Raw genomic sequence first — 25304 nt, 5'->3', positions numbered from 1 at the left:
CGGAATTAATATCGCCTGCTGGCAATCAGTAAATTCAAATCATTGTATTTCAAATTGAATTTTTGGCTCAGATAAAAATCGGTTAATGCCCCCTTAAACAAATAAATTCCTTCGCGCAGATTAATACTGTGCCATACCATTTCTTCCATTCCCCCTTCATCACTAATTTCCAATAATAATGGCATTAATACATTACTAATGGCATGGCTGGCTGTTCGGGCAAACCCACTGGGTATATTGGGTACACAATAATGAATTACGTTGTGTTTTAGAAATACCGGCTTTTCATGGGTGGTTAATTCACTGGTTTCAAAGCAACCACCACGGTCAATGGAAACATCAATAATGATACTTCCGGGACGCATAGCGGCTACCATTTCTTCAGTAACCACAACGGGCGCTCTTCCATAATCGCTGCTAAGCGCACCAATAGCCACTTCGCAAGTTTTAAGTTGTTTGGCTAAAATACCGGGTTCCAATACACTGGTCCATACCCGCTGCCCCAAATTATTTTGCAATTGTTTCAACCTGTATACATTGTTATCGAATACCTTAACACTGGCACCCAATGCCAATGCATTTCTAGTAGCTACTTCGCCCACTGTTCCTGCACCAATAATAATTACTTTAGTAGGCGGTATACCACTTACACCACCTAACAGTACCCCCTTGCCTTTGTTAAAACTGCTTAAATACTGTCCTGCAATGAGCATTAATGCACCACCTGCAATTTCGCTCATACTTCTTACAATGGGGTAACTGCCGTGTTCATCTTTTAAATTTTCAAAACTTAATGCCGTAATTTTTTTATCCATCATCCGTTCCAATATTTCACTTTTTAAAGCAGAATGATGTATGGGGGAAATAATGGTTTGATGCATCTGTAACAAAGGAATATCTTCTATTACAACCGGTGCACTTTTTAATAACAATGGTGCCTTAAATACCTCAGAATGATGGTATACAATAGTAGCACCCGCCTCGCTGTAATCTTTATCGGTATAATTGCTTCCCTCTCCGGCCTTGTGTTCCACCACAACCCTGTGCCCATTCATCACCATTACACGCACCGCTTCAGGAGTTAATGATATTCTATTCTCCTGAAAAGCCGTTTCTTTGGGCAACCCTATTTCAAGTGGTAAACCCTGTGGTTTAATATCCAATGTTTCTTCCAGTGTTTCGTAACTGAATGAAGTAGAAATAACCGGCTTTTTTGACGACATATGTTTGCTTTAAGAAAATCTATGAATATGGGTAATAAAAATACAGTATTTATTACAAATATGAAGGTATAAATGAATGGTGAGACAGTTCTGTTATAATTCTCCGGGTGGTTTCATTTACCACAACAATCCGAATAATAAAAACATCATCCGGCAAAATACCAATTGCTTTTTCAGGCCATTCTATCCAACACCAATAGCTGTTTACCAATTCTTCTATTCCGGCATTTACAGCCTCTTCCTCATCTTTTAACCGATACCAGTCCATGTGGTAAATAGTTTTGTCCTCGGCCGTAGTATATTCATTTACAAGCGCATAAGTTGGGCTGCTCACTGTTTGCTGAACTCCGCAATAAGTTGCCAAAGCATGAATTAAAGTAGTTTTTCCCGCACCCATAGGTGCTTCAAACACCCATGTATCGGCAGTTTTTCCTTCTTCAATTAAATAAGGCATAAGAGCAGGCAGTTCAGATAATGTAAAAATTGCATCCATAGGGCAAAGATATTCCTACTTACGAAAGGGTTGGTAACCCATAACTAAATTAATTTTGCAGCATGGAAAATGTATCGTGGAAAGTAGAAGGTATGAGTTGCACCAATTGTGCTCTCACCATTCATAAATATTTGGAAGAAAAAGGGGTTGATAATGTGAAAGTAAATTTTATTGGTGGCGAGGTAAATTTTGACTTGAATGATACCACCAAAAAAACCATTCTGCTAAAAGGTATTGAAAGTTTAGGATATCATGTAAAAAACGAAACGATTCCTGCTGAAAGTAAAGCCACTACACGTTGGAATTTACGGTTCACCAATCATGGTCAGCGCTTTTTATTCTGCGCTGTTTTTACCCTGCCACTCATGTTGGATATGTTTGTGCACAGCCATTTTTTAATGAATCCCTATGTACAGTTAGCCCTTACCCTGCCTGTATATTGGGTGGGCATAAAATTTTTTGGAAAAAGTGCCATTAAAAGCTTGCGCAATGGTATACCCAACATGAACGTTCTGATTGCCTTAGGTGCCACTGCTGCTTTTATTTACAGTTTATACGGTATGCTCATTGGCCGTGCTGCCGATTTTATGTTTTTTGAAACAACTGCAGCCATTATAACCTTAGTTTTTTTGGGCAACTGGTTAGAAGATAAATCTGTTGAAACTACGCAAAAAGCCATTCGCAGTTTAGCAGTAACGCAAAAAATCAAAGCAAATATGATTGCCTTTGATGACCAGCATCAAGAGCAAATATTTCAGGTAGAAAGCGAATCATTAAGAGTAGGCGATTTAATTTTGATTAATTCTGGAGAATCTGTACCCATGGATTGTAAAATTTTATGGGGTGAAGCAAAAGTAAATGAATCACTGTTAACCGGTGAAAGTATTCCGGTACAGAAAACAATGAAAGACCTGCTGATTGGTGGCAGCACTTTGGAAAGTGGCACTGTTAAAGCGCAGGTAACTGCGGTAGGAAAAGATACTGTATTAAGCAATATTTTAAATTTAGTAAAACAGGCACAGGCTGAAAAACCACCAGTACAGCAATTGGCCGATAAAATCAGCGCCATATTCGTACCCACCGTTATTAGTATTGCAGTGCTTACCCTAACTGGCAATTATTTTTTTACGAATATTGGTTTTGGTAACAGTTTACTAAGGGGTATTGCCGTTTTAGTGATCTCCTGCCCTTGCGCTATGGGATTGGCTACTCCGGCAGCTATTGCCGTAGGTTTGGGCCGTGCTGCAAAAAATGGCATACTATTTAAAAATGCCAGAAGTTTGGAAGTATTTAAAGACATTAAACAGGTAGTATTTGATAAAACCGGCACGCTTACCACCGGGCATTTTTCTATCACAAAATTTGAAACAACCATTGATACAGATACTTTTCAAAGTATAGTAGCTTCTTTAGAAAAATATGCAGCCCACCCCATTGCAAAAGCGATTGTAAAAGAATGGAAACCGGTTGTACTCATTCACTTTAGTTCTGTTGAAGAAATAAAAGGTTTGGGAATGAAGGGCATTGATAAAGCAGGAAATGTTTACATGGCAACTGCATACAAGCAGGTATCCGGTTTAACTACCGATAATGCACACAATGTATATATTACCAAAAATAATGAACTATTGGGTTGGTTAGATATTGAAGATACCATTCGCCCTGAAGCAGTGCAGGTAATTCAACAACTCCATCAAAAAAACATCAAAACAATTTTATTAAGTGGTGATTCAAAGGCTAATTGTGAGAAGATGGCCAAAGTGGCAGGAATAGATACTGTATTTAGTGAACAAACTCCTGAACAAAAATTGCAAACCATTGCCCGGCTCACCACCCAGGCACCTACTGCTATGATTGGCGATGGTATTAATGATGCTCCTGCATTAGCAAAAGCAACAGTAGGTATTTCGCTCAGCGATGCTTCGCATATTGCCATGCAAAGTGCACAGGTAGTTTTAATGAATCACGGACTTACACACCTGCCGCTGGCATTAGGCTTGGGTAAACACACTTACCAAACCATTCGTGAAAATTTGTTTTGGGCCTTTTTCTACAACATCATTGCCATACCTATTGCAGCATTTGGTTATTTAAACCCTGCCCTGGGTGCATTAGCCATGGGATTAAGTGATGTGGTATTAGCCATTAACAGTGTTCGTTTAAATTACAAAAAAGTAGTATAACCCTCTTTTAAAAAAACAATGGCACTGCCTGTTGGGCAAATATAAATTGCAATTGCAAAGCATTGTTTTGCAACAACTGCCGTTGAATAATAGCTTCATTATTGCCCGAAGGTTTCATATGTGTAATTACAATAGGTAATCCCTGCACAGCATTTATTCCTGTTAAATTGACCAGTACATGCATTTCATCCAATAATAATTTTGGGGTAAGATGACCGAATAACTGATTCTCCGGCTGCTCATTCGGATAAGAAACTTCTATAAAAATGGCTTTTAATTTTTTTTGCTGCACAAAGGGTGCTATGCATTGCCATAATTGTAATAAATCATGGCTATGTTCAATGGTATCGGCCCCAGTATCACCCAAATAAAGCAGGTAACCAGATTGATACCTGACTAAAAATGCCGTACTTTTATAATTAGATCCGTGGCTTAAAACAAAGGGTGTTACCATCATGTCTGTTCCTTCAAGCGGTACCTCCCGTCCCGTTGCGAGGGGCACATAATGGTATTTATTTAAAAATGGCAGCGTTCCTGCATCCCCAAAATTGGCCCAGCTTTGCCAGGTAAAATAGTTTTGTTCTAATACCTGTAAACAATAAGGCATGGCATAAATATTTTTTTTACTGTCGTTGGGAGCATTGATAATTAAACCGGCCACATGGTCTAAATGCCCATGTGAAATGCAATAACCTTTAATTGAATCCTGCAAAACAGCAGTTGAGGTAGTACCCTTCCATAATTTTTTTTGAATGGCTTTTTGAATGCCGGCATCAATGGTGCCGGCATCTAAAGCAATATACCGGCTGGTCCCATTCACCGCAATTAAATAGGCTGATAAGTTACTTTCATCCAATCCACCCTTTACACCTAATGGAACAACTTTAAAAACAGGCTTTTGAGCCTGCAATAGCAGTTGAAAACCCATGAACAAAAATACCATTACAACAAGGCGATACCGTAAGTAAATCATAGTTCAATATTTATAAACACATTTATCAATGATGGAAGTATTGCAAATCAAAACAATAAGGTAAAATGATTTTCCTAAACCTGCATATTTCAATTTTTATATTTATCCGGTAAATTTCAGCGAATAATTTGCAGTTCCATGTTATTTTTATACAGTTTTTTATGAACAGATGTATTAAAGCACCGCCCAATAATGAAATCAAAGCCCATAACACCAAGAGAAGTATTGCAACAGTATTGGGGTTATTCTGATTTTAGGGGATTGCAACTGCCTATTATTGAATCGGTACTGGCAGGAAAAGATACACTGGCTTTATTACCTACCGGTGGTGGTAAATCAATTTGCTTTCAGGTACCCACATTAATGAAAGGGGGTATGGCGCTTGTAATTTCGCCATTAATTGCATTGATGAACGATCAGGTAGCCAGACTCAATCAATTGGGCATCGCCGCTACTACCATTGAAAGCGGCCTTAGCTATTTTGAAATACAATTACTTTTAGAAAAAGCAGTAGATGGTAAATTTTCTTTTTTATATGTATCGCCGGAGCGTTTACAAAATAAACTCTTTCTTCTTTTTTTACCCGATTTACCTATTGGTGTTGTAGTAATAGATGAAGCGCATTGCATTTCACAATGGGGGTATGATTTCAGGCCATCCTATCTGCAAATTGCAAAACTGAAGCATTACATTAATGCAGTACCATTTATTGCATTAACCGCATCTGCTACTTTACCGGTGCAACAAGATATTATTCAGCAACTACAATTAGTGCAAACAGCTGTATTTAAACAATCCTTTACCAGACCTGCACTTTCGTATACTGCATATGAAACAGATAGTAAAATCAATAAAGTTATTGAAATTCTGCAGAAGGTACCCGGTAGCAGTATTGTGTATTGCAGTACCCGAAAGCAGACCAAAGATGTAGCACATTTGTTACAATTACAGGGCTTTTCAGCCGATTTTTATCATGCGGGATTATCTAAAGAAGAAAGAAACCAAAAGCAATTCAACTGGATTCAAAATAAAACACGCATTATGGTTTGTACCAATGCCTTTGGAATGGGTATTGACAAACCGGATGTAAGAACGGTTATTCATTACAACATCCCCGACTGCATTGAAAACTATTATCAGGAGGCAGGCAGGGCAGGCCGCGATAACCAAAAAGCCTATGCTGTTTTGTTATATCATCCCGACGATTTACAGCAATTAGTTCAACTACCTGAAAAACGTTTCCCTCCGGTTGAAATCATTCGGAAAATTTATCAGGGACTAGCCGATTATCTGCAAATACCGGTTGGTATTGGGCAGGGCAACTATTATGATTTTGATATAGAAAATTTTGTACAGTATTTTAAATTAGATGCCGCTACAGTATTTAATGTTTTAAAAGTATTGGAACAGGAGGGGCATTTATTATTCAATGAATCGGTATTTGCACCATCGCAGGCAGGGTTTAAAGTAGACAAAGAGGTATTATTTGAATTTCAGAAAAACTTTCCTGCATTAGAAAAAATAACGCAAACATTGTTGAGAACCTATCAGGGAATATTAGATAACCGTGTTTCTATTTATGAAAGGCAAATTGCCAAAATTGCACGCATCAGTTATGATACAGTAACCGAACATCTGCATCAGTTGCAACAGTATGGCATCATAGAATATTTGCCACAGAAAGATACCCCACAAATTTTTATGTTATTGAACCGGGCACCGGCTGCTTCCCTACACATCAATTATGAACAATACCATGCCAGAAAACAACAGTACAGCCAACGTATTCAATCCATCATAGCCTACGCAAAAGAAACCAAAAACTGCCGCAGCAATATAATTGCCCGATATTTTTCAGATGAATCCAATCAACGGTGTGGCATTTGCGATAATTGTTTACGAACCAATCACCAACATTTAAGTACAAAAGACTTTAAAAAAATTGAACGGGAAATCATGAATGCAATCCCACAACATGGGATTGCGTTGGCTAACTTAAAAGCCCTGTTCCCAAATGAAATGGAAAAACAATTTCATGAAGTACTGCAAAGTTTATTGGATGCCGCATACATTACAATAGATGCACAAAATGGTGTAACTAAAAAATAATTACCACTCCCGGCCCAAAGTGTTTTTTAAAATTTCAGCCAATGATGCTGTTTCCCTTCCGGTTGCATCTGCAATGATTCCGGTTTTTCTAAAATTTGCAAAGGCAGCCAAATAACTTAAAGACTAAATTGCACTGCAACCTGCCATTTATAAATCCTCTTCCCTTTCCAGCATTAAAATGGCATGCTGCGGAACTATAAAATATTTTTCGCCTTCATAGATTAATTCAGTGGCACCATTTAATAAAAATAAAGCCAAATCACCTTCACGTGCCTGTAAAGGAATGTATTTTACCTGTTCTTCCTCTGTTTTCCAGGGTTCGTTTTCAACAGGTAGCGGAATGGCATAACCCGGTCCTGTTTTAATGATATAACCTTGTTGTACTTTTTCTTTTTCCTGTACACCGGGGGGTAAATACAATCCGCTGGAGGTTTGTTCATTCGGTTTAGAAGGTTTAATTAAAACCCTGTCGCCAATAATAATGAGCTTTTTCAATTTGTTGTCCTGCGTTATCATCATATACACTAATTTTCTTCACTTAAAAACAAGCTAAAGTAGCAACTGTTAACGGGTTTTGAAAAATTCTTGTGTAACAACCACAAAAATAGTAATATCTTTAGCAGAATGAAAGCAGCTTTTTAACAAAAGATTGCGCCGGCAATCAAGTTAATTATTGCTGTAATGAACTTTATTTGAATACTTAAAAATAAGAATGGTTATGGAAGAAAAAAAGAAATACAAAATTTTGCTCTGCGAAGACGATACCAATCTGGGTATGGTACTTAAAAATTATTTGGAACTGAATGATTATGAAGTGGTATTGGAAAGAGATGGCCGATTAGGCTTAGCCGCTTTTCAGCGGGAAAAATTTGATATTTGCCTGTTAGATGTAATGATGCCTAACGTAGATGGGTTTACGCTAGCTGAAGAAATTCGTGATGTTGACCCCGATATACCTCTCTTCTTTTTAAGTGCCAAAACCATGAAAGAAGATGTAGTGCAGGGCTATCGTTTAGGTGCCGATGATTATATTACCAAGCCTTTTGACAGCGAAGTACTGCTACTGAAAATAAAAGCCATTTTAAAAAGGAATGAAGAAGAAAACCGCATTAGCGATAATATAGAATTTGATTTAGGCTCTTATCATTTCAATCCAAAACTGAGAGAGTTATCGCATAACGGTCAAACCCATACGCTTTCACCCAAAGAAAACGAATTATTAAAAATGCTGGCAGAGCATAAAAATGATTTATTGCCTCGTGAAAGGGCTTTGAAGAAAATTTGGGGCAGCGATACCTATTTCAATGGCAGAAGCATGGATGTATACATAGCCAAACTGCGTAAGTACCTAAAAGATGATACCAATATTGAAATTGTAAACATTCATGGCAATGGTTTCAGATTGGTAGCGCCATAATGCCAAAAGCATATTCGATTTTTATGCAAAAATGCCACTCGCTTGAATGAAGTGGCATTTTTTATGCTTATTCGTTAAATAAACCGGGCTGTGTACCCTTGGGCTTATGTTTGCCTAAATGTTGGTAAGCTTTGGCAGTTACCTCTCTGCCCCTTGGTGTTCGTTGCAAAAAACCTTCCTGTATTAAAAAAGGTTCATATACTTCTTCAATGGTACCCGATTCCTCACCAACAGCGGTTGCAATAGTAGTAATACCTACCGGCCCGCCTTTAAATTTTTCAATGATGGTTAACAAAATCCGATTATCCATATCATCTAAACCATACTCATCTACATTCAATGCTTTTAATGCATGTTGTGTAATGCCAATATCAATCATTCCGTCATTCAATACCTGGGCAAAATCGCGTACCCTGCGCAATAAACCATTGGCAATGCGTGGTGTTCCCCGGCTGCGCCGGGCTATTTCAGCAGCAGCTTCTTCCGAAACAGGCACATGCAATATAACAGCACTGCGTTGTATAATTTTTTGAAGCGTAGCTGCATTATAATATTCCAACCGCGATTTTATACCAAAACGGGAAAGCAAGGGTGCCGTTAATAAACCACTGCGGGTAGTGGCACCCACCAACGTAAAGGGGTTGATGTTGAGTTGTATGCTTCTTGCATTGGGGCCACTATCAATCATAATATCAATCCTGAAATCTTCCATGGCCGCATACAAGTATTCTTCTACCACAGTACTTAACCGGTGTATTTCATCAATAAACAAAACATCATTGGGTTCCAGATTGGTTAATAAGCCGGCCAAATCGCCGGGTTTTTCAATAACCGGACCACTGGTTTCACGGATGTTTACGCCCAGTTCGTTGGCTACAATTCTGCTTAAAGTGGTTTTACCCAACCCTGGGGGGCCATGAAAAAGTATATGATCCAATGCCTCTCCGCGAATTTTTGCCGCTTTAATAAAGATAATCAAATTTTCTATCAACTGCGGTTGCCCCGAAAAGTCATCCAGCTCATTGGGCCGTATGGTATTTTCAAACTCCTTATCGGGCTGGTTTAACTGTTCTTTGCTACTATCTAAATTAGGATTTGACATTGTGTGTGTGATGCAATAATTTTATAAAGTAAATATTTTCTGAGCATATCATCTGCATTATGGCTTCAGTGAAGCTTTTTTGCCGGAATATGCATGGGTAAAACTACAAAAACAATAGCTACGAAGTTATGCGAGTTCATTTCATACAGCATGTTTCTTTTGAAAATCCGGGCAGTTTACTGCAATGGGCTAAAAATATGGGGCATCAAATTCATATAACCCGTGTGTTCAATGAAGAACCCTTCCCTGAGCCAGATCAATATGATATGCTGATTGTAATGGGTGGCCCTATGGGTATATATCAGGAAAAAAAGTTTAAATGGATGACTGCCGAAAAAACCTGTATTGAACAAGCCATCCACGCTGCAAAGAAAGTGCTGGGCATTTGCCTGGGCAGTCAGCTCATTGCTTCCGTTTTAGGTGCCGGCGTGTATGCGCATGTTCAACAGGAAATTGGCTGGTGGCCTATTTATTCTTCCAATCCACATCCATTAGCACAACTATTGCCACAAGCTTTTCATGGCTTTCATTGGCATGGCGATACGTTTGACCTTCCGGCTAATGCAGTTTCGCTTTTTCATTCAGATGCCTGTACACAGCAGGGTTTCATTTATCAAAACCATGTATTGGCATTACAATTTCATCCTGAAATAGAAATGCATCTTTTATTGCAAATGTTACAACATGGCAAACATGAACTCATCAATGCCCCTTTTGTGCAAACAGAACATGCTATCATTAAGCAAACAGAAAAATTTTTGCCACAACAATATCCATTCCTGATAAAGCTGCTGGATATGTTTTTAAAAGACCAATTTGAATAGTTTATTCTTCTTCAATACCTGCCTGCTTTGCATGGTGTTATACCTGATTATTCATGCGATGCTGCATGTTCTGTATTTGCATGTGTTGTTGGCGGATGATATGGGCCTTTACATTGTGCCATGAGTACCAAAAAACAGAAAACAACCGCAAATGATAAAAAAATGGTGAGGGTAAATTTCTTAGTATCTTCTTCCTGGTGTATTTGATGTGACATGTAATGGTTTTTTCGCAAATTTAAACAGAAGAAATTAAAAATCAACCACAGCATAACGCTGCATTTGTAAAATTACATCTGGATTGGGGCAATTTTGGGCATAGTGGTGCAGTTGATTGGCTGCACAAACACCAGGGTAATCACCTTTATAATCTTCCATATCTAACATTAACTGAAAATGAAGATGCGGTGGCCAATAACCATTTTCTTCCGGAACACCCAACCAGGCAAAATTTTCTCCTCGCTTTATCAATTGCCCTTCTGAAACACGGCTCAAACTTTTTAAAGCCAAATGGCCATACAAACTATAAAATTGTAGTTCATGAATATGGTGCGTTAATATAATGGTAGCACCATAATCGCCACAGGCTTTATTGAAAGCAAAACTATGTACTGTGCCGGCTAAGGGTGCCATTACGGGTGTACCTTCTCTTCCCCAAATATCTATTCCTAAATGAATACGGCGGGGTGCAGTACCATCAAACACTGAGCTACGGGCATAAATATTGCGGTGTTCCAAATAGCCGCCAATACCATATTTTGCTTTTGCCTGCCGCAAAACACCATTCACGGTTGTTGCAAACAAAGCCACATTTTCCACTACTTCTTTGCGCCAAATATCATTTTTTGCTGTAAAATCCATTGCTAATAATTTGTCGGAAAACGCCTGAAAAGGCACTATGGAAGCAAAGCTGGTTTGTAGCGGCTGTATCCGTTCATAAAAATCTGTAAGGCTATCCATTTTGCGTGATTATCTTTAATGCTCTGATAAAAATAAAACTAAATGCCATGCAGAAATTTATCTTTTTCATGATGCTGTTAGGTTACAGCATTATAGGTTCTTCGCAAAACAATCCACCCTTGTGGTTACGTTACCCGGCTATTAGCCCTGACGGCAATACCATTGTATTTGGTTATAAAGGCGATTTATACAGTGTACCTGCCACCGGTGGCACTGCCATCCCGTTAACACTAAATGAATCGCAGGAAGAAATGCCCGTTTGGAGTCATGATGGAAAAAGTATTGCATTTGCCTCTGACCGTTATGGAAATTTTGATGTGTTTGTAATGCCTGCGAATGGCGGCGAAGCAAAACGCATCACTTTTAACTCAGCCAATGATTTTCCATGGGATTTTTCGCCCGACAATACCAAAGTGATTTTTGGAAGTAGCCGAAATGATTTGAATACATCTGTTCGTTTTCCACAAAAAGCGTTGTTCTTAAAATTGTATGATGTGCCAGTAAGCGGCGGCAGAAACATTCTTTTAAATACTGCCGGCACTGAAGACGTGCATTACAGCAATGATGGAAAAGAAATTGTGTTTCAGGATAGAAAAGGGTATGAAGACCCCTGGCGCAAACACCATACCAGTAGCGTAACGCGTGATATTTGGTTGTACAACTTCCAAACAAAAAATTATAGAAAATTAACGAGTTTTATTGGCGAAGACAGAGAGCCTGTTTTTTCAGCCGACAACCAATATGTGTATTATTTAAGCGAGAAAAACGGTACACAAAATATTTACAAAATGCCTTTGCAATTAAAAATGGCAGAACAGCAATTGACCGATTTTAAAGATTATCCGGTCAGACATCTTTCCCGCTCTAACAACAACACCCTTTGTTTTTCCTGGAATGGTGAAATATATACGCTGAAGCCGGATGGTAAACCGGAAAAAGTAAACATCATCATTAACGCAGATACCCGGGGCAATGTTGAAAAAAATGTAACCATTAATGGTGGCGCCACTGAAATGAGTGTATCGCCTAACGGTAAGGAAATTGCGTTTGTATTTAGGGGCGAAGTATTTGTAACCAGTACCGATGGTAGTTATACCAAACGCATTACCAATACACCACAACAGGAAAGAATGGTGGCATTTGCACCCGATGGAAGAAGTTTATATTATGCAGCAGAAAGGGGTAACAGTTGGGATATTATAAAAGCTACCATTGCTCGTAAAGATGAGCCTTATTTTTATGCTGCTACATTAATTAAAGAAGAGCCGATAATTGCTACCGAGAAGGAAGAATTTCAACCCATGCCTTCACCCGATGGTAAAAAAATTGCTTATCTGGAAGAAAGAAATACACTCCGAGTGTACGATATAGCTACTAAAACCAGCACCACTATATTACCGGCAGGACAGAACTTTTCTTACAGCGATGGCGATCAACGATATGAATGGAGCCCGGATAGCAAATGGATAGCCGTTAGAAGCAGTAAAGGTGTTTTTGGTTTAAGCGGCGGTGCTATATTGGTATTTAAAGCAGATGGCACTGATGCCACCGGCACTGATGTTACCCAAAGCGGTTTTAGCAATAACCGCCAGCAATGGGCAATGGGCGGCAAAGCCTTGCTCTTTACCTCTGATAAAGAAGGTAAACGCTCATTGGCTATACAGGGGCCCAAAGAAGCTGATGTTTATGCTTTATTCTTTAACAAAGCAGCTTATGATCAATTTCAACTGAATAAAGAAGATGCAGCCTTATTAAAAGAAAAAGAAAACAAGGATACCATTAAAAAGAAAGAAAACATAGTATTGGATTTTAGCAACATAGATCATCAGAAAGTAAGGCTTACCAATGCTTCCATGAATTTGGATGATTATAAATTATCGGCCGATGGCAGCAAATTGTTTTTATTAGCCCGATTTGAGCAAGGCGCCAATTTATGGCAAATGGATACCCGTACTAAAGAAATGAAGCTGCTTACCAAATTAAGCAGTGGGGGTAATATGGAATTGAGCAAAGATGGTAAACAATTATTTGTTTTAGGCGGCGGTAAGTTGATGAAAGTAGATGTAGAAGACGGCAAGGTAACCCCCGTTACTATTAACGGCGAAATGATTTTAAATACTGCCGGTGAACGTGCCTATATATTTGAACATGCCTGGCGCCAGGTAGAAAAGAAATTTTACGACCCCAAATTACATGGCGTTAACTGGGCAATGTACAAAACAGATTATGCCCGTTTTCTACCCCACATCAATAACAACTACGACTTCCAGGAATTGTTAAGCGAATTATTGGGCGAACTAAATGCCTCGCATACGGGTGGCCGTTATACACCACGTAACCCCGATGGCGACAATACCGCCTCATTAGGTTTATTTTATAATGAAATGAAAGGCGGCAATGGATTAGAAATTACAGAAGTGATAAAAGGCGGACCTGTTGATAAAGCCTCCAGCAAAATAAAAGCAGGCGATATAATCATGGCTATTGACGGTGAAAATATTACCGATACCAACGACTGGAATATTTTTTTAAACAGAAAAGCAGGTAAAAATGTTTTGTTGCAGGTGTATAATCCTGCTACTAAAACCACTTGGGAAGAGACCGTTAAACCCATTACCGTTAGTGAAGAAAATGCACTATTATACAAACGCTGGACCAACACCATGTCTGAAATGGTTAACAAACTGAGCAACGGACAAATAGGTTATGTACACATACAAGGTATGAACGATGCGAGTTACAGAGAGTTTTTTGATAAGGTTATGGGGAAAAACTACAACAAAAAAGCACTGATTGTAGATACCCGTTTTAATGGCGGAGGCTGGCTGCATGATGATTTGGTTACTTTCTTGAAAGGGAAACAATACCTCAGTTTTGCTCCTTATGGCTTTAAAGCAGAAGGTGGTGAACCCGCAGGCAAATGGACGAAACCCAGTTGTGTGTTAATGAGCGAAAGCAATTATAGCGATGCATTTTTATTTCCCTATGCTTATCGTTCCAATGGTATTGGCAAACTCATTGGTAAGCCGGTACCCGGCACCGGTACTGCCGTTTGGTGGGAAACACAAATAGACCCTACCATTGTTTTTGGCATACCCATGATTGCTACCATTGGTAAAGAAGGGCGCCCAACAGAAAACCTGCAAATTAATCCGGATATTGATGTAGATAATCCGTACAATGATGTAGTGTTTGGAACAGATGATCAGTTGGCGGCAGCAGTAAAAGAAATGCTGAAAGAAACCACAGCCAATCAATAATAATAACGGTACCGTATATTATTTCAATAGAGGCCGTCTCAAAACTATTTGAGGCGGTCTTTTTATTTTGTATAAATTTCTAAGTTCAAATAATAGGTGCAATTTTTTAAATATTTGTATTTACGACAGGTAGTATAAACCAAAAGGTACTTCCAGAGCCAAAATCACTGATAACATGAATGCTGCCACCCTGTGCTTCCATAAATTCTTTACATATACTAAGCCCTAAACCGGTTCCTTCATTTCTATTGCCGGGTATACGGAAATAGCGATCAAAAATTTTATTGATGTATTGCGGTGCAATACCAATACCAAAATCTTGTACCGAAAACTGAAAATTATTGTTGATTTGCTGTACCTTAATTTCAACAATTGAGTTATCGTAAGAATACCGAATGGCATTAGAAATGAGGTTCGACAATACCCATGCTGTTCTGTCTTTATCAGCCATTACCTCAGGTAAATTTTCGGGTAAATGAATGTTTAAATGAATATTTTTCTGTGATGCCATTTTTTGATTGGCTTCAATAGCATATTGTACAATTTCATAAGGAGTACATGGAGCAACAGAAAGCTCAATTGCCCCACTCTCTAATTGCGATAAATTTAACAACTCACCGGTTATTTTTAGTAATCTTGTGGCATCCTCTTTTATACTTTCAACAAGGCTTATTTGTTCTTCATTTAAAGTTCCGAGTTGTTTTTTACCAAGTAACTCAACACTCAATTGTATGGAGGATAAAGGCGTTTTCAATTCATGTGAAATGGTTGCAATAAAATTTGTTTTTGCAAAATCTAACTCTTTATAAGGGGTAATATTTTGCAGCAGAATTACATTACCTATCAATTTTTCTTCAGTTTCTCCGGTTGGAATAATTCTGATGGGTATAATTTCTTTTTCGAAGTAACTTTCTTTATTATTAGCATATATTTTTATAGGTTGTTTCTTAATACTTTCATTCTTTGTTTCTACAAACATCTCATGTACCAGATTTCTAATCAGGTCATTTTTAACAGCTATATCCTGAACCGGTTTTCCCATTGCATCTGTATTCTTTAACCCGGTTATTTGTAAAGCCGTATTATTCATAAATAAAATTCTTTTTTGCTCATCTAAACCAATAATCGGATCTTCCAAATTATCAATGAGTGTTTCAATTCGTTTTTTGGCCATCATCAGTTTATCGATATTACTAAGCTGATATTCCTCTAATTTTTCTGCCATAGTATTAAATGATGATGCCAGCTCTGCAAATTCATCATGCCCCGAAAAATGAACCCTTTGTGAATAATTTTGTGCTGCAATCTGTTTAATACTATCGGTTAATTCACGGATAGGATTGGCAATACTGCCCGGCAAATTAACAAACATTACAAATGCTGCTAAAAAACAAATGGTACCTGCTAAGGTTATCCAGAATACAGATTTTTGAGCGGTTAAATTAGCAATATTGCTTTTGCGTTGAATGGCTTGCATATTTAACAGCATAATATCGGTAATATCATTTCTAATTTGCTTTAATAAACCTGAATCTTTTGGATTTGCCATTAACTGTTGAAAATGAGAGGTTAAATGACTGGTTAATTCATCCTCGCCAATTTCTGTAATATTATGTTGTTGATGTTGCAGGCTATTTAAAAAAAGTTTAAGATTATCTTTTTGTTCTATACCATTATTTAATGCAATTTCCATATTTCTGGAATAATCAATTGTATTGTAGTTGGCAACGAGAATATTTTTTGAATCGGAAGACAATTTATTGATGTAAAAAATACTCAAAGCAGTAAGCAGAATTATCATTCCAAATAACAATCCTATTCCAATTGACAATTTCGCCTTCGTTTTCATTTGTTATAGTTTGATTTTAGTTACTTGAAAAATAACTCAATCATTTTCCCGATTGGTATGCAGCTTTTATTATGGCTCATTTCATGTTGTTTAATATGTTGTTATTACTTTTTTGGAATAATGAATGCTTTAACTCAATATAACCAGATCTATTTTACTGGAAGATAATTTTTTTAATAATTCATTAAAAACATTGGTAACCAGTATTAAACGAAACAAACTGAGATGGGGTTTGCCAATACAAATGGTAGTAATAAAACGTTCTTCAGATTGTTCAATAATTGTTTTAGCAATATTGTTATTAGATACTTTTATGATTTCTGCCCCTAATTCAGTAGCTATTTTAAAATTGTTGATTAAGTGTCGCTGTTTATCTAATGGTATGCGTTCCGGACTTTCTTTTGGCGTTTGCACATATAATACATACCATTTTGAATTATAATAATTGGCCAATCGTGCTGTTTTGCGAATAACCGTTTTAGCAGTATGCTCATTAGAACTGATACAGGCTAAAAATCGTTCATGTTTTAGTGCATTGCTCTTTATAACTTCTGTTTCAACTTTTCTTTCAACCTGCGAAGCTACCTCTTTCAATGCCAATTCTCTTAATTGCAAAATATGTTCGCTCTGAAAAAAATTTTTCAGTGCTGCGGCTATTTTATCTGATGTATAAATTTTACCTTCTTTTAATCGGCTAATCAATTCATCGGCTGTAAGATCAATGTTAACTACTTCATCTGCCTGATTCAGCACACTATCGGGTATTCGTTCTTTTACTTCAATACCGGTAATTTTTTTAACTTCTTCATTCAGGCTTTCAATGTGTTGAATATTTACAGCACTAATTACACTAATTCCTGCATCTAAAATATCTAAAACATCCTGCCATCTTTTTTCATTTTTGCTTCCCTCAATATTGGTATGGGCCAGTTCGTCTATAATTACTACTTCAGGTCTTAACTGCATAATGGCAGCAACATCTAACTCTTCTAACTCCTTTCCTTTGTAAAATAATTTTCGTCGGGGTATTTGTGGAAGCCCTTCTAACAATGCTTCCGTTTCCTTACGTTGGTGTGTTTCTATATAACCAATTTTTATATCGATACCATTTTTTAACAGGGCATGTGCTTCCTGTAACATCCGGTATGTTTTTCCTACACCTGCACTCATGCCAATGTAAATTTTAAATTTACCGCGTTTCGACTTTTTAATCAAGTCTAAAAAATGTTGTACTGTTTCTTCTTTGCCCGGCATTATAATACAATTGAAATAGAAGTGGTCATTGCAAAATTGTTATGAACAGGTATATTATTATTTTCGAAATAGGTTTCAGCGGCATAAAAATCTCTTGCCTCTATTCTCCATAAAAGTTTTGAACTAATAGCTCTATCATAATTAATGGAATATCCAAATGTTTTAAAACCATTTTGAAAATTTGCAGGAATAATAACATTATCAGGATCTGCATAATATTCTATTCTTGCAGCCCACACATTTTTTGGAGATGGTTTCCATTGTGCAATACATACGTAAGAATACCAATGATTGAAGGAATGACTTCCGGTTGATTTTTGTTGAAAACCTATATCAAAGCCTGCTGTAATACCCCATTGTTGTGTTAGCTGAAATATACCATACAAATTATGAAAATAACGCATTGCACGAATACTGTCAGGAAGTATATTGCCTATAAATGAACTACTGTTGAGGGTAATATTTGATGTGGGTTTAAATGTAATTTGATGGCCAAAAGCAGGTGTATTATTGCCATTGATTCTGCTTATATTTTGCCAGCCGTTCAACAATAATAGAGCCATATACCATTTTTGGTTGGGTGTAGTATATGCTACCCTTACACCACTTTCATAATAGGGTGTATTCTCCGCCAAAATACTTCTGGAGAGTGTCCAACAATCTTTTCCAATAGCACTTTCAAAACCGATATGTGAAGCAAAAATACCGGCATCTGCCCAAATATCCTTTTTGCGGGATAGCTTTATGCCTATATTAGCTTCAAAAATATTTTTAAATACTCCATTTTCTGTTGAAAGATTGGCATTCATATAAGTTCCTGTAGCAAAAGCAAGATTTGCCCTTACCTTATTTTCAGTAATAGCAGCTTTTAAAAATCCAAGATTCAAATTTACCTCATTGTGTTGGTTGTAGCTATATAAAAAAGCAGGTCTGTTATGGTTAGGCGGATTTGCAAAATCATAAGCATAATATACATCCAAATAGCCACTAAGTTGTAGCTTTTGATTCAATGAATCGTTTTGGGCATGGGCATAACCTGTAATTATATAAACGGATAGAAACATAATTTTCTTCATGTACCAGTTCATTTTACATTCTTGCATGCATAGCTGATGTATCTCTTTAATGGTTTGTCAAGGAATCTAAAGCAATGTTAAGCGCCAATACATTCACAGATTCGGGTCCAAAAATTCCTAACAAGGGTTTATCGGTATGCTGCCGCACCAATGATTCAATAATAGTTTTAGGAATATGTCTTATTTGGGCAATTCTGTTTACCTGTATCATAGCAGATTGCACAGCAATATGAGGATCTAAGCCGCTACCACTTGCGGTAACCAAATCAGACGGTATAGCCGATGCTGGAACACCGGGATGATGGACTTGAAATGAATCAACATGTTGTTGTACCGAAAGCAAATAATCCGGATTATTGGGCCCTTTATTACTTGCACCTGCTGCTGCTGCATTATAATTAACAGCAGAAGGTCTTGACCAAAAATATTTATCATCCGAAAATTTTTGTCCGATATTCCGGTACATTTTTTTTCCATGCACCATCCATACTGCAGCCTCTCCTTTATCAGGCGTAATCTGAGCAACGCACCATACTAATGCAGTATACATTACAGAAAAAAGAAGCAAGCAAACCAATGTTAAACGAATGGCAGGTAATAAATAGTATTTCATAAAGTTTTTATATAAAATTTGCAACAACAATATCAATGATTTTAATGCCCACAAAAGGAACAATAATTCCCCCCAGTCCGTATATCAGCAAATTACGCCGTAGCAGTGCGCTTGCACCAATAGGTTTATAAACTACACCGCGCAATGCCAGTGGAATGAGCAGCGGTATAATAATGGCATTAAAAATAACTGCAGAAAGAATAGCGCTTTGCGGGCTATGCAAATGCATGATATTCATTCCCTGTAGGGCAGGTATATAGGTAATGAACAATGCGGGCACAATTGCAAAGTATTTTGCAACGTCGTTTGCAATACTAAAGGTTGTTAAAGTGCCGCGTGTCATTAATAATTGTTTTCCAATTTCAACTACTTCAATCAATTTTGTAGGGTCATTATCGAGATCTACCATATTACCGGCTTCTTTGGCTGCCTGTGTTCCACTGTTCATAGCTACCCCTACATCTGCCTGAGCCAATGCCGGTGCATCGTTGGTGCCATCTCCCATCATTGCAACCAGCCTTCCTGAAGCCTGTTCTATTTTTATATAATTCATTTTATCTTCCGGCTTTGCTTCAGCAATAAAATCATCCACACCTGCTTTTTCAGCTATAAACCTGGCTGTTAACGGATTATCGCCGGTAACCATAACTGTTTTAATACCCATCTTCCGTAAACGCTCAAACCTTTCTTTAATACCTGTTTTAATAATATCCTGCAATTCTATAACCCCCATTACTTTCTCATTTTCAGCAACCACCAATGGTGTACCACCTTTACTTGAAATGGATTGAACAGTTGCATGTACATATTCAGGAAATGTATTTCCTGCATTTTCACAAATTTTTCGGATAGCATCTGCTGCACCTTTTCTGATACGCATATCACCTATATCAATACCCGAACATCTGGTTTCTGCAGTAAATGGTATGAAACGTGGGTTGTTGAGCTGCATCAACGCAGTATCTAATGCAGCTAATTCAATAATCGATTTTCCTTCGGGCGTTTGATCGGAAACCGAACTCATTACAACCAGTTTCTTAAAATAATCGGGATCAACATTTGTAGCAGGATAAAATTGAGTCGCTTTTCTGTTTCCAATGGTAATGGTACCTGTTTTATCTAATAGTAACACATCAATATCGCCGGCAGTTTCTACTGCTTTGCCGCTTTTGGTAATTACATTGGCTTTCAATGCACGATTCATCCCTGCAATTCCTATTGCTGATAACAACCCACCAATGGTAGTAGGTATCAGGCAAACAAATAAGGCAATAAAAGCGGCAATGGTAATAGGTGTATGCGCATAATCTGCAAATGATTTTAAAGTAACTGTAACAATGATAAAAACCAGTGTAAAACCTGCCAATAAAATGGTTAATGCAATTTCGTTGGGTGTTTTTTGTCGTGAGGCACCTTCCACTAAAGCAATCATTTTATCTAAAAAACTTTCGCCCGGTTCACTGGTTACCTTTACTTTAATTGTATCGCTAAGTACTTTAGTACCGCCTGTAACGCTGCTTTTATCGCCACCCGCTTCTCTAATTACAGGTGCACTTTCACCGGTAATAGCACTTTCATCAATGGTTGCCAGGCCTTCTACTATTTCCCCATCGGCAGGAATAATATCATCTGTTTCACATATAAAAATATCCCCTTTTTTTAATTTGGAAGCCGGAACAACAATCATTTCATTCACATACATTTCGCCTACCGGCAATATTAATTTGGCAGGTGTGTCTTCCCTTGTTTTCCGCAAACTGTTGGCTTGTGCTTTACCCCTTGCTTCGGCAATGGCCTCTGCAAAATTGGCAAATAGCAATGTAATGAACAGTAATAATGTAATTACCAAATTGTAAGTTAAACTTCCCTGACCATTTGCTCCGCCAGCAATCCAGATACATACTCCTCCCATTACTACGGTTCCTACCCAAACGGTAAACATGACCGGATTTAAAATCATGGTAGCAGGATTTAATTTCAGGAATGACTGCTTTAATGCACCGGCCAATAATGCTTTATTTAAAAATTGTTTAGATGCAATATGATTCATTTGAATATATTTTTAATGAAAGGAAAAATATTCAGCAACAGGCCCTAAAGCCAAAGATGGAAAAAATGATAAAGCTGCAACAATTATAATAACGGCCATTACCATTAAGCCGAAGGTAACCGTATCGGTTTTTAACGTACCGGCACTTTCAGGAATATATTTTTTTTGTGCCAGTAAACCGGCAATAGCTACCGGCCCAATGATGGGCAAATACCTCGATAACAGCATTACAATGCCATCCGAAATATTCCACCAGGGAGTATTGGCTCCAAGCCCTGCAAATTCGCTACCGTTATTGGCACTGGCAGAAGTAAATTCATATAACATTTCGCTAAAGCCATGAAAACCCGGATTAGAAAGCCAGCCCGCATATTCAGCAGGATGATGCGCATATAAATAAGCAGCAATGGCTGTACCCGATAATATTAAAAATGGATGAATCAAAGCAATAATCATCGCTATTTTCATTTCTTTTGCTTCAATTTTTTTACCCATCAGTTCGGGTGTTCTGCCTACCATTAATCCACTGATAAATACAGCCAGTATCATGAAAATATAAAAGTTTAAAAAGCCTACGCCAATACCCCCATAAAAAGCATTTACCATCATTCCCAACATGGTACACATGCCGGCAAGCGGCATAAAACTATCATGCATCGCATTTACAGAACCATTACTGGTTACTGTGGTAACAATTCCCCAATACGCTGATGCAGCAGCCCCCAAACGCACTTCTTTGCCTTCCATATTGCCCGAGGTTTGTTCTATTCCCATTTTTGCAATGGCAGGATTCCCTGCAGTTTCCATTATAATGGTGGGTGCTAATAATAAAAAGAAACCCACCGTCATTACCCCAACAATTAGCCAGGCTAATTTTTTCCGTTTCAGCATATAGCCCATTGTAAATATTAATGCAATGGGTAATAATGCAATGGCTATGGTTTCAACCATATTGGTGAAATAATTAGGATTTTCAAATGGATGAGCCGAGTTAGGCCCGAAGAAACCTCCTCCATTTGTTCCCAACTGTTTAATGGCAACAAATGCTGCTACCGGCCCTCTGCTTACCTGAACTGTATCGCCCTGTAATGTAGTAATGGTATCTTTACCCTTAAACGTCATGGGCATACCGTTCAATAAAAACAAAACTGCCATTATAAAAGCAATGGGTAATAAAATCCGGGTACAGCTTCTTACAAAAAGAAAGTAAAAGTTACCCAAAGAATGGTTTGCACCCTCTTTCATAGCCTTAAAAACTACAACACATATTGCCATTCCGCAACCTGCACTGATAAATTGAAATAACATTAAAACTAACTGACCCAGATAAGACATACCTGTTTCACCGGAATAATGCTGCAGATTGGTATTTGAAATAAAACTTACAGCAGTATTAAAAGCCAGATCGGCCGACATGGAGGGATTATGATCAGGATTTAGTGGCAAATGCGCCATATTGGTTAAAACCAACATGGCCAGAACAAACCAGATAAAATTAATGGTGAGTAATACTTTTAAATGTTGCTTCCAATTCATTTCTATTTTCGGATCAACGCCTGATATTCGATAAATCAGTTGATCAATTGGATTGAAAATGGGATCTAACCAGGTGGTTTCTCCTGAAAATAATTTACCCATATACCTGCCTAACGGAATGGCTAACAATACCGTTATCATAAACATGGCTATGATGCCATACATTTCAGTATTCATTTGCTTTGTTTAATTTATTTTAAAATATCAATATGTTCACGGTAAAATGCAGCACGGTAGTGGTACAGCTTAACATTCATTACCTAAAATTGACAGCTCATCTGCTGTGTTAAAATTTTTCAGGATGAATTAAAACATAGCACATATATACAAATACTATAATCGCTACAAAAAATAATAAAAGCATAAGTTTAAATTTTTTCGAACCAATGAATCATTACGTTAAACAACAGAAACGCTAACAGACCGGTAATTAGTAAAAGTAAAAACAGCATGTTGGTATTTTTTATGTATAAATAATATAAGCAGTTTAAGTGGATGATACATCATTCCATCCTTAAACTGTGCCAGCATATTGGCAAAACAAGTGCCAGCTAAAATAAAATACATGAAAATCCTTACTGGAAATGAATTATAAAAATAATATAGTATATATATACAACAACAAACCCTTTCAAAATAAAAGGGTTCACACTATCATTTTAAAAGGGTATGCCTTATGCGCAACACCAAAATAAAAATAAAACTATTATTCAACTGAACTCGTTATTTTATATTCTTCAATTTTTCTGTACAAAGTAGTTAGGGCAATATTCAGTAAGCGTGCAGTTTCTGTTTTATTACCCCCGGTATATTGCAGTACTTTTTGTATGTGTGCTTTTTCAACATCAGCCAGTGCTAATGAAGGTGCAGACACATTACCCATTTGTAAATCGGGTACCTGATAAAAATCAACCGGTAGGGAGGCAGGTTCTAAAATATTATTTTCAGTTAAAATAACACTTCGTTCAATAATATTTTTCAGTTCACGGATATTTCCTTTCCATGTATGTTTTTGTAACAATTGTATGTATGCCGGAGCAATGCCGGTTATTTTTTTATTTGTTTTTTCCGAAAAATATTGTAAAAAATGATTGGCTAATAATGTAATATCGTCAATACGTTCCCGTAAGGAAGGCAGTTGTATTTGAAATACTGAAATACGGTAAAACAAATCTTCCCGAAAGCGGCCGGCATTTACTTCCTTTTTTAAGTCGCGGTTAGTTGCCGCAATTAATCTAACATTTACCCTGGTAACATTGTTATCGCCCACTTTCAGAAATTCGCCTGTTTCTATTACACGCAGTAGTTTTGCCTGCAAATCGAGGGGCATTTCACCTATTTCATCTAAAAAAATGGTACCCTCATTGGCTTCTTCAAAAATACCTTTAGTATCTTTTATAGCACCGGTAAATGCACCGGCTTTATGTCCAAATAATTCATTTTCCAATAATTCTTTACTGAAGGCGGAACAATTCACTGCAATAAAATTACCGTTCTTTCTTTTTCCTGCCTGATGTATGGCCTGTGCAAAAACTTCTTTACCGGTTCCTGTTTCGCCGGTTAATAAAACAGTGGCATCTGTTTGTGCTACTTTTCGGGCGGCTTCAATGGCTAATTGAATACTTTTTGAACAACCAAGTATACTGTTTAATGCATATTTATTATCTAACTGTTTTTCTAATTGTTGTACCCTTTTTGCCAGTTTCACTTTTTCAAGTGCTCTGTAAAGCAATGGAATAATTTTATAATTATCATCTCCCTTTGTTATATAATCAAATGCTCCATTTTTTATAGCTTGTACACTATCCGGAATATTGCCATAGGCTGTCATCAAGATAATTTCAAGCGCAGGATACTTTTGTTTGATATTTTTGGCCAAATCAACACCATGCTCATCGGGCAATTTAACATCGCAAAGTACAATATCTATATTTTGCTGTTCTAATTTTTTAAGCCCGGTTTTTCCATCGCCGGCCTGTAATACATCAAATCCTTCTAAACTCAACATTTTTGCCAACAGTGTTCTGAGTTTTACCTCATCATCTATAATTAAAATAGTATTTGCCATGCGTAACAATAAATGTAACTTGAATAAATGTAAAAGCAATTAGTATTATAACCCAAATGTAAGTATGTAAATAACTACATCATTTTATTTGTACCATTCAAATTTTAAAATATAATTAATAAATTGAACTATTATTTCTTTTATACCTGAGCCATAAAAGCAATCATTTTTTCAGAAGTGCTACTAATTTTACAACTATTTTACTGTTGTAATATGCTTAATGTCGTTTATGGCTGTTCGTTGTATATACTTTTACACTAAACACAACCAATTTATTGGAAAGCTTATTTTTAACCTACTTTCATTTTACTATCTAT

20 protein-coding genes are annotated in these 25304 nt (G+C 37.2%); 5 read left to right on the top strand and 15 right to left on the bottom strand.

Annotated elements, in window-relative coordinates; all coding sequences use genetic code 11:
• Nucleotides 1–5: 5 nt before the first annotated feature.
• Together JK139_RS07160 and tsaE are read right to left on the bottom strand one after the other, a co-directional pair.
• Nucleotides 6–1223: an alanine dehydrogenase gene (locus JK139_RS07160; RefSeq protein ID WP_068246160.1), complete on the bottom strand. Its 1218-nt coding sequence runs from the start codon at nucleotides 1221–1223 to the stop codon at nucleotides 6–8.
• Nucleotides 1224–1275: 52 nt separating this feature from the next.
• Entirely contained in the window at nucleotides 1276–1716 is a 441-nt protein-coding gene (gene tsaE, locus JK139_RS07155; protein ID WP_074419824.1) for a tRNA (adenosine(37)-N6)-threonylcarbamoyltransferase complex ATPase subunit type 1 TsaE, read from the bottom strand.
• 62 nt (nucleotides 1717–1778) lie between these two features.
• Between tsaE and JK139_RS07150 the strand changes: the two genes are divergently transcribed.
• A complete protein-coding gene (locus tag JK139_RS07150) occupies nucleotides 1779–3899 on the top strand; it encodes a heavy metal translocating P-type ATPase (protein ID WP_218330926.1) in 2121 nt (706 codons plus the stop codon).
• Between the two features lie 7 nt (nucleotides 3900–3906).
• On the opposite strand, the gene JK139_RS07145 is transcribed toward JK139_RS07150, so the two are convergent.
• Nucleotides 3907–4872, bottom strand: a complete 966-nt coding sequence (locus JK139_RS07145) for an MBL fold metallo-hydrolase (RefSeq protein WP_074419822.1) — start codon at nucleotides 4870–4872, stop codon at nucleotides 3907–3909.
• Nucleotides 4873–5064: 192 nt separating this feature from the next.
• Here JK139_RS07145 and JK139_RS07140 point away from each other — a divergent pair, with 192 nt between their 5' ends.
• Entirely contained in the window at nucleotides 5065–6981 is a 1917-nt protein-coding gene (locus JK139_RS07140) for a RecQ family ATP-dependent DNA helicase (RefSeq protein WP_074419821.1), read from the top strand.
• A gap of 147 nt (nucleotides 6982–7128) precedes the next feature.
• Here JK139_RS07140 and JK139_RS07135 read toward each other — a convergent pair whose 3' ends face one another.
• Nucleotides 7129–7500, bottom strand: a complete 372-nt coding sequence (locus JK139_RS07135; protein WP_074419820.1) for a co-chaperone GroES — start codon at nucleotides 7498–7500, stop codon at nucleotides 7129–7131.
• A 199-nt stretch (nucleotides 7501–7699) separates the two neighbouring features.
• Between JK139_RS07135 and JK139_RS07130 the strand changes: the two genes are divergently transcribed.
• The gene (locus tag JK139_RS07130; RefSeq protein WP_074419819.1) at nucleotides 7700–8398 is read left to right on the top strand and encodes a response regulator transcription factor; all 699 of its coding nucleotides are present in this window, start codon (nucleotides 7700–7702) and stop codon (nucleotides 8396–8398) included.
• Between the two features lie 67 nt (nucleotides 8399–8465).
• On the opposite strand, the gene ruvB is transcribed toward JK139_RS07130, so the two are convergent.
• Nucleotides 8466–9500 carry a Holliday junction branch migration DNA helicase RuvB gene (gene ruvB, locus JK139_RS07125; RefSeq protein WP_074417485.1) on the bottom strand — a complete coding sequence of 345 codons (1035 nt, stop codon included), beginning with the start codon at nucleotides 9498–9500 and terminating at the stop codon, nucleotides 8466–8468.
• Nucleotides 9501–9628: 128 nt separating this feature from the next.
• On the opposite strand from ruvB, the gene JK139_RS07120 reads away from it, so the two are divergent.
• On the top strand, nucleotides 9629–10324 hold the full coding sequence (locus JK139_RS07120) for a type 1 glutamine amidotransferase (RefSeq protein WP_218330925.1): 696 nt from the start codon (nucleotides 9629–9631) through the stop codon (nucleotides 10322–10324).
• A 47-nt stretch (nucleotides 10325–10371) separates the two neighbouring features.
• Here JK139_RS07120 and JK139_RS07115 read toward each other — a convergent pair whose 3' ends face one another.
• Nucleotides 10372–10539, bottom strand: a complete 168-nt coding sequence (locus JK139_RS07115) for a hypothetical protein (protein ID WP_176712962.1) — start codon at nucleotides 10537–10539, stop codon at nucleotides 10372–10374.
• A 34-nt stretch (nucleotides 10540–10573) separates the two neighbouring features.
• Nucleotides 10574–11281, bottom strand: a complete 708-nt coding sequence (locus JK139_RS07110) for a peptidoglycan DD-metalloendopeptidase family protein (RefSeq protein ID WP_218330924.1) — start codon at nucleotides 11279–11281, stop codon at nucleotides 10574–10576.
• A gap of 47 nt (nucleotides 11282–11328) precedes the next feature.
• On the opposite strand from JK139_RS07110, the gene JK139_RS07105 reads away from it, so the two are divergent.
• Nucleotides 11329–14541: a S41 family peptidase gene (locus tag JK139_RS07105; protein WP_218330923.1), complete on the top strand. Its 3213-nt coding sequence runs from the start codon at nucleotides 11329–11331 to the stop codon at nucleotides 14539–14541.
• A gap of 106 nt (nucleotides 14542–14647) precedes the next feature.
• Here JK139_RS07105 and JK139_RS07100 read toward each other — a convergent pair whose 3' ends face one another.
• The 8 genes from JK139_RS07100 to JK139_RS07065 all read right to left on the bottom strand — a co-directional run bounded on the left by JK139_RS07100 (nucleotide 14648) and on the right by JK139_RS07065 (nucleotide 24987).
• Nucleotides 14648–16390, bottom strand: a complete 1743-nt coding sequence (locus JK139_RS07100) for an ATP-binding protein (RefSeq protein WP_218330922.1) — start codon at nucleotides 16388–16390, stop codon at nucleotides 14648–14650.
• Between the two features lie 129 nt (nucleotides 16391–16519).
• Nucleotides 16520–17644 carry a sensor protein KdpD gene (locus JK139_RS07095; protein ID WP_218330921.1) on the bottom strand — a complete coding sequence of 375 codons (1125 nt, stop codon included), beginning with the start codon at nucleotides 17642–17644 and terminating at the stop codon, nucleotides 16520–16522.
• Nucleotides 17644–18720, bottom strand: a complete 1077-nt coding sequence (locus tag JK139_RS07090; RefSeq protein ID WP_218330920.1) for a porin — start codon at nucleotides 18718–18720, stop codon at nucleotides 17644–17646. Before JK139_RS07090 ends, JK139_RS07095 begins: the two co-directional genes overlap by 1 nt.
• 46 nt (nucleotides 18721–18766) lie before the next feature.
• Nucleotides 18767–19333 carry a potassium-transporting ATPase subunit C gene (locus tag JK139_RS07085; protein ID WP_218330919.1) on the bottom strand — a complete coding sequence of 189 codons (567 nt, stop codon included), beginning with the start codon at nucleotides 19331–19333 and terminating at the stop codon, nucleotides 18767–18769.
• A 7-nt stretch (nucleotides 19334–19340) separates the two neighbouring features.
• Nucleotides 19341–21383 (bottom strand): potassium-transporting ATPase subunit KdpB, encoded by a 2043-nt coding sequence (gene kdpB, locus JK139_RS07080; RefSeq protein ID WP_218330918.1) that lies wholly within the window; start codon nucleotides 21381–21383, stop codon nucleotides 19341–19343.
• Nucleotides 21384–21395: 12 nt separating this feature from the next.
• A complete protein-coding gene (kdpA, locus tag JK139_RS07075) occupies nucleotides 21396–23096 on the bottom strand; it encodes a potassium-transporting ATPase subunit KdpA (protein WP_074421057.1) in 1701 nt (566 codons plus the stop codon).
• 109 nt (nucleotides 23097–23205) lie between these two features.
• The gene (locus JK139_RS15855) at nucleotides 23206–23283 is read right to left on the bottom strand and encodes a potassium-transporting ATPase subunit F (RefSeq protein ID WP_074420511.1); all 78 of its coding nucleotides are present in this window, start codon (nucleotides 23281–23283) and stop codon (nucleotides 23206–23208) included.
• Nucleotides 23284–23625: 342 nt separating this feature from the next.
• Complete coding sequence (locus tag JK139_RS07065; RefSeq protein WP_218330917.1) at nucleotides 23626–24987, bottom strand: sigma-54-dependent transcriptional regulator; 1362 nt, start codon at nucleotides 24985–24987, stop codon at nucleotides 23626–23628.
• Between the last annotated feature and the right edge of the window lie 317 nt (nucleotides 24988–25304).

Source organism: Hydrotalea lipotrueae (assembly GCF_019249625.1).
GTDB classification, from domain to species: Bacteria; Bacteroidota; Bacteroidia; order Chitinophagales; family Chitinophagaceae; genus Hydrotalea; species Hydrotalea flava.
The sequence above is the reverse complement of the archived record's forward strand: the minus strand, read 5'-3'. Positions and strand labels throughout refer to the sequence as shown.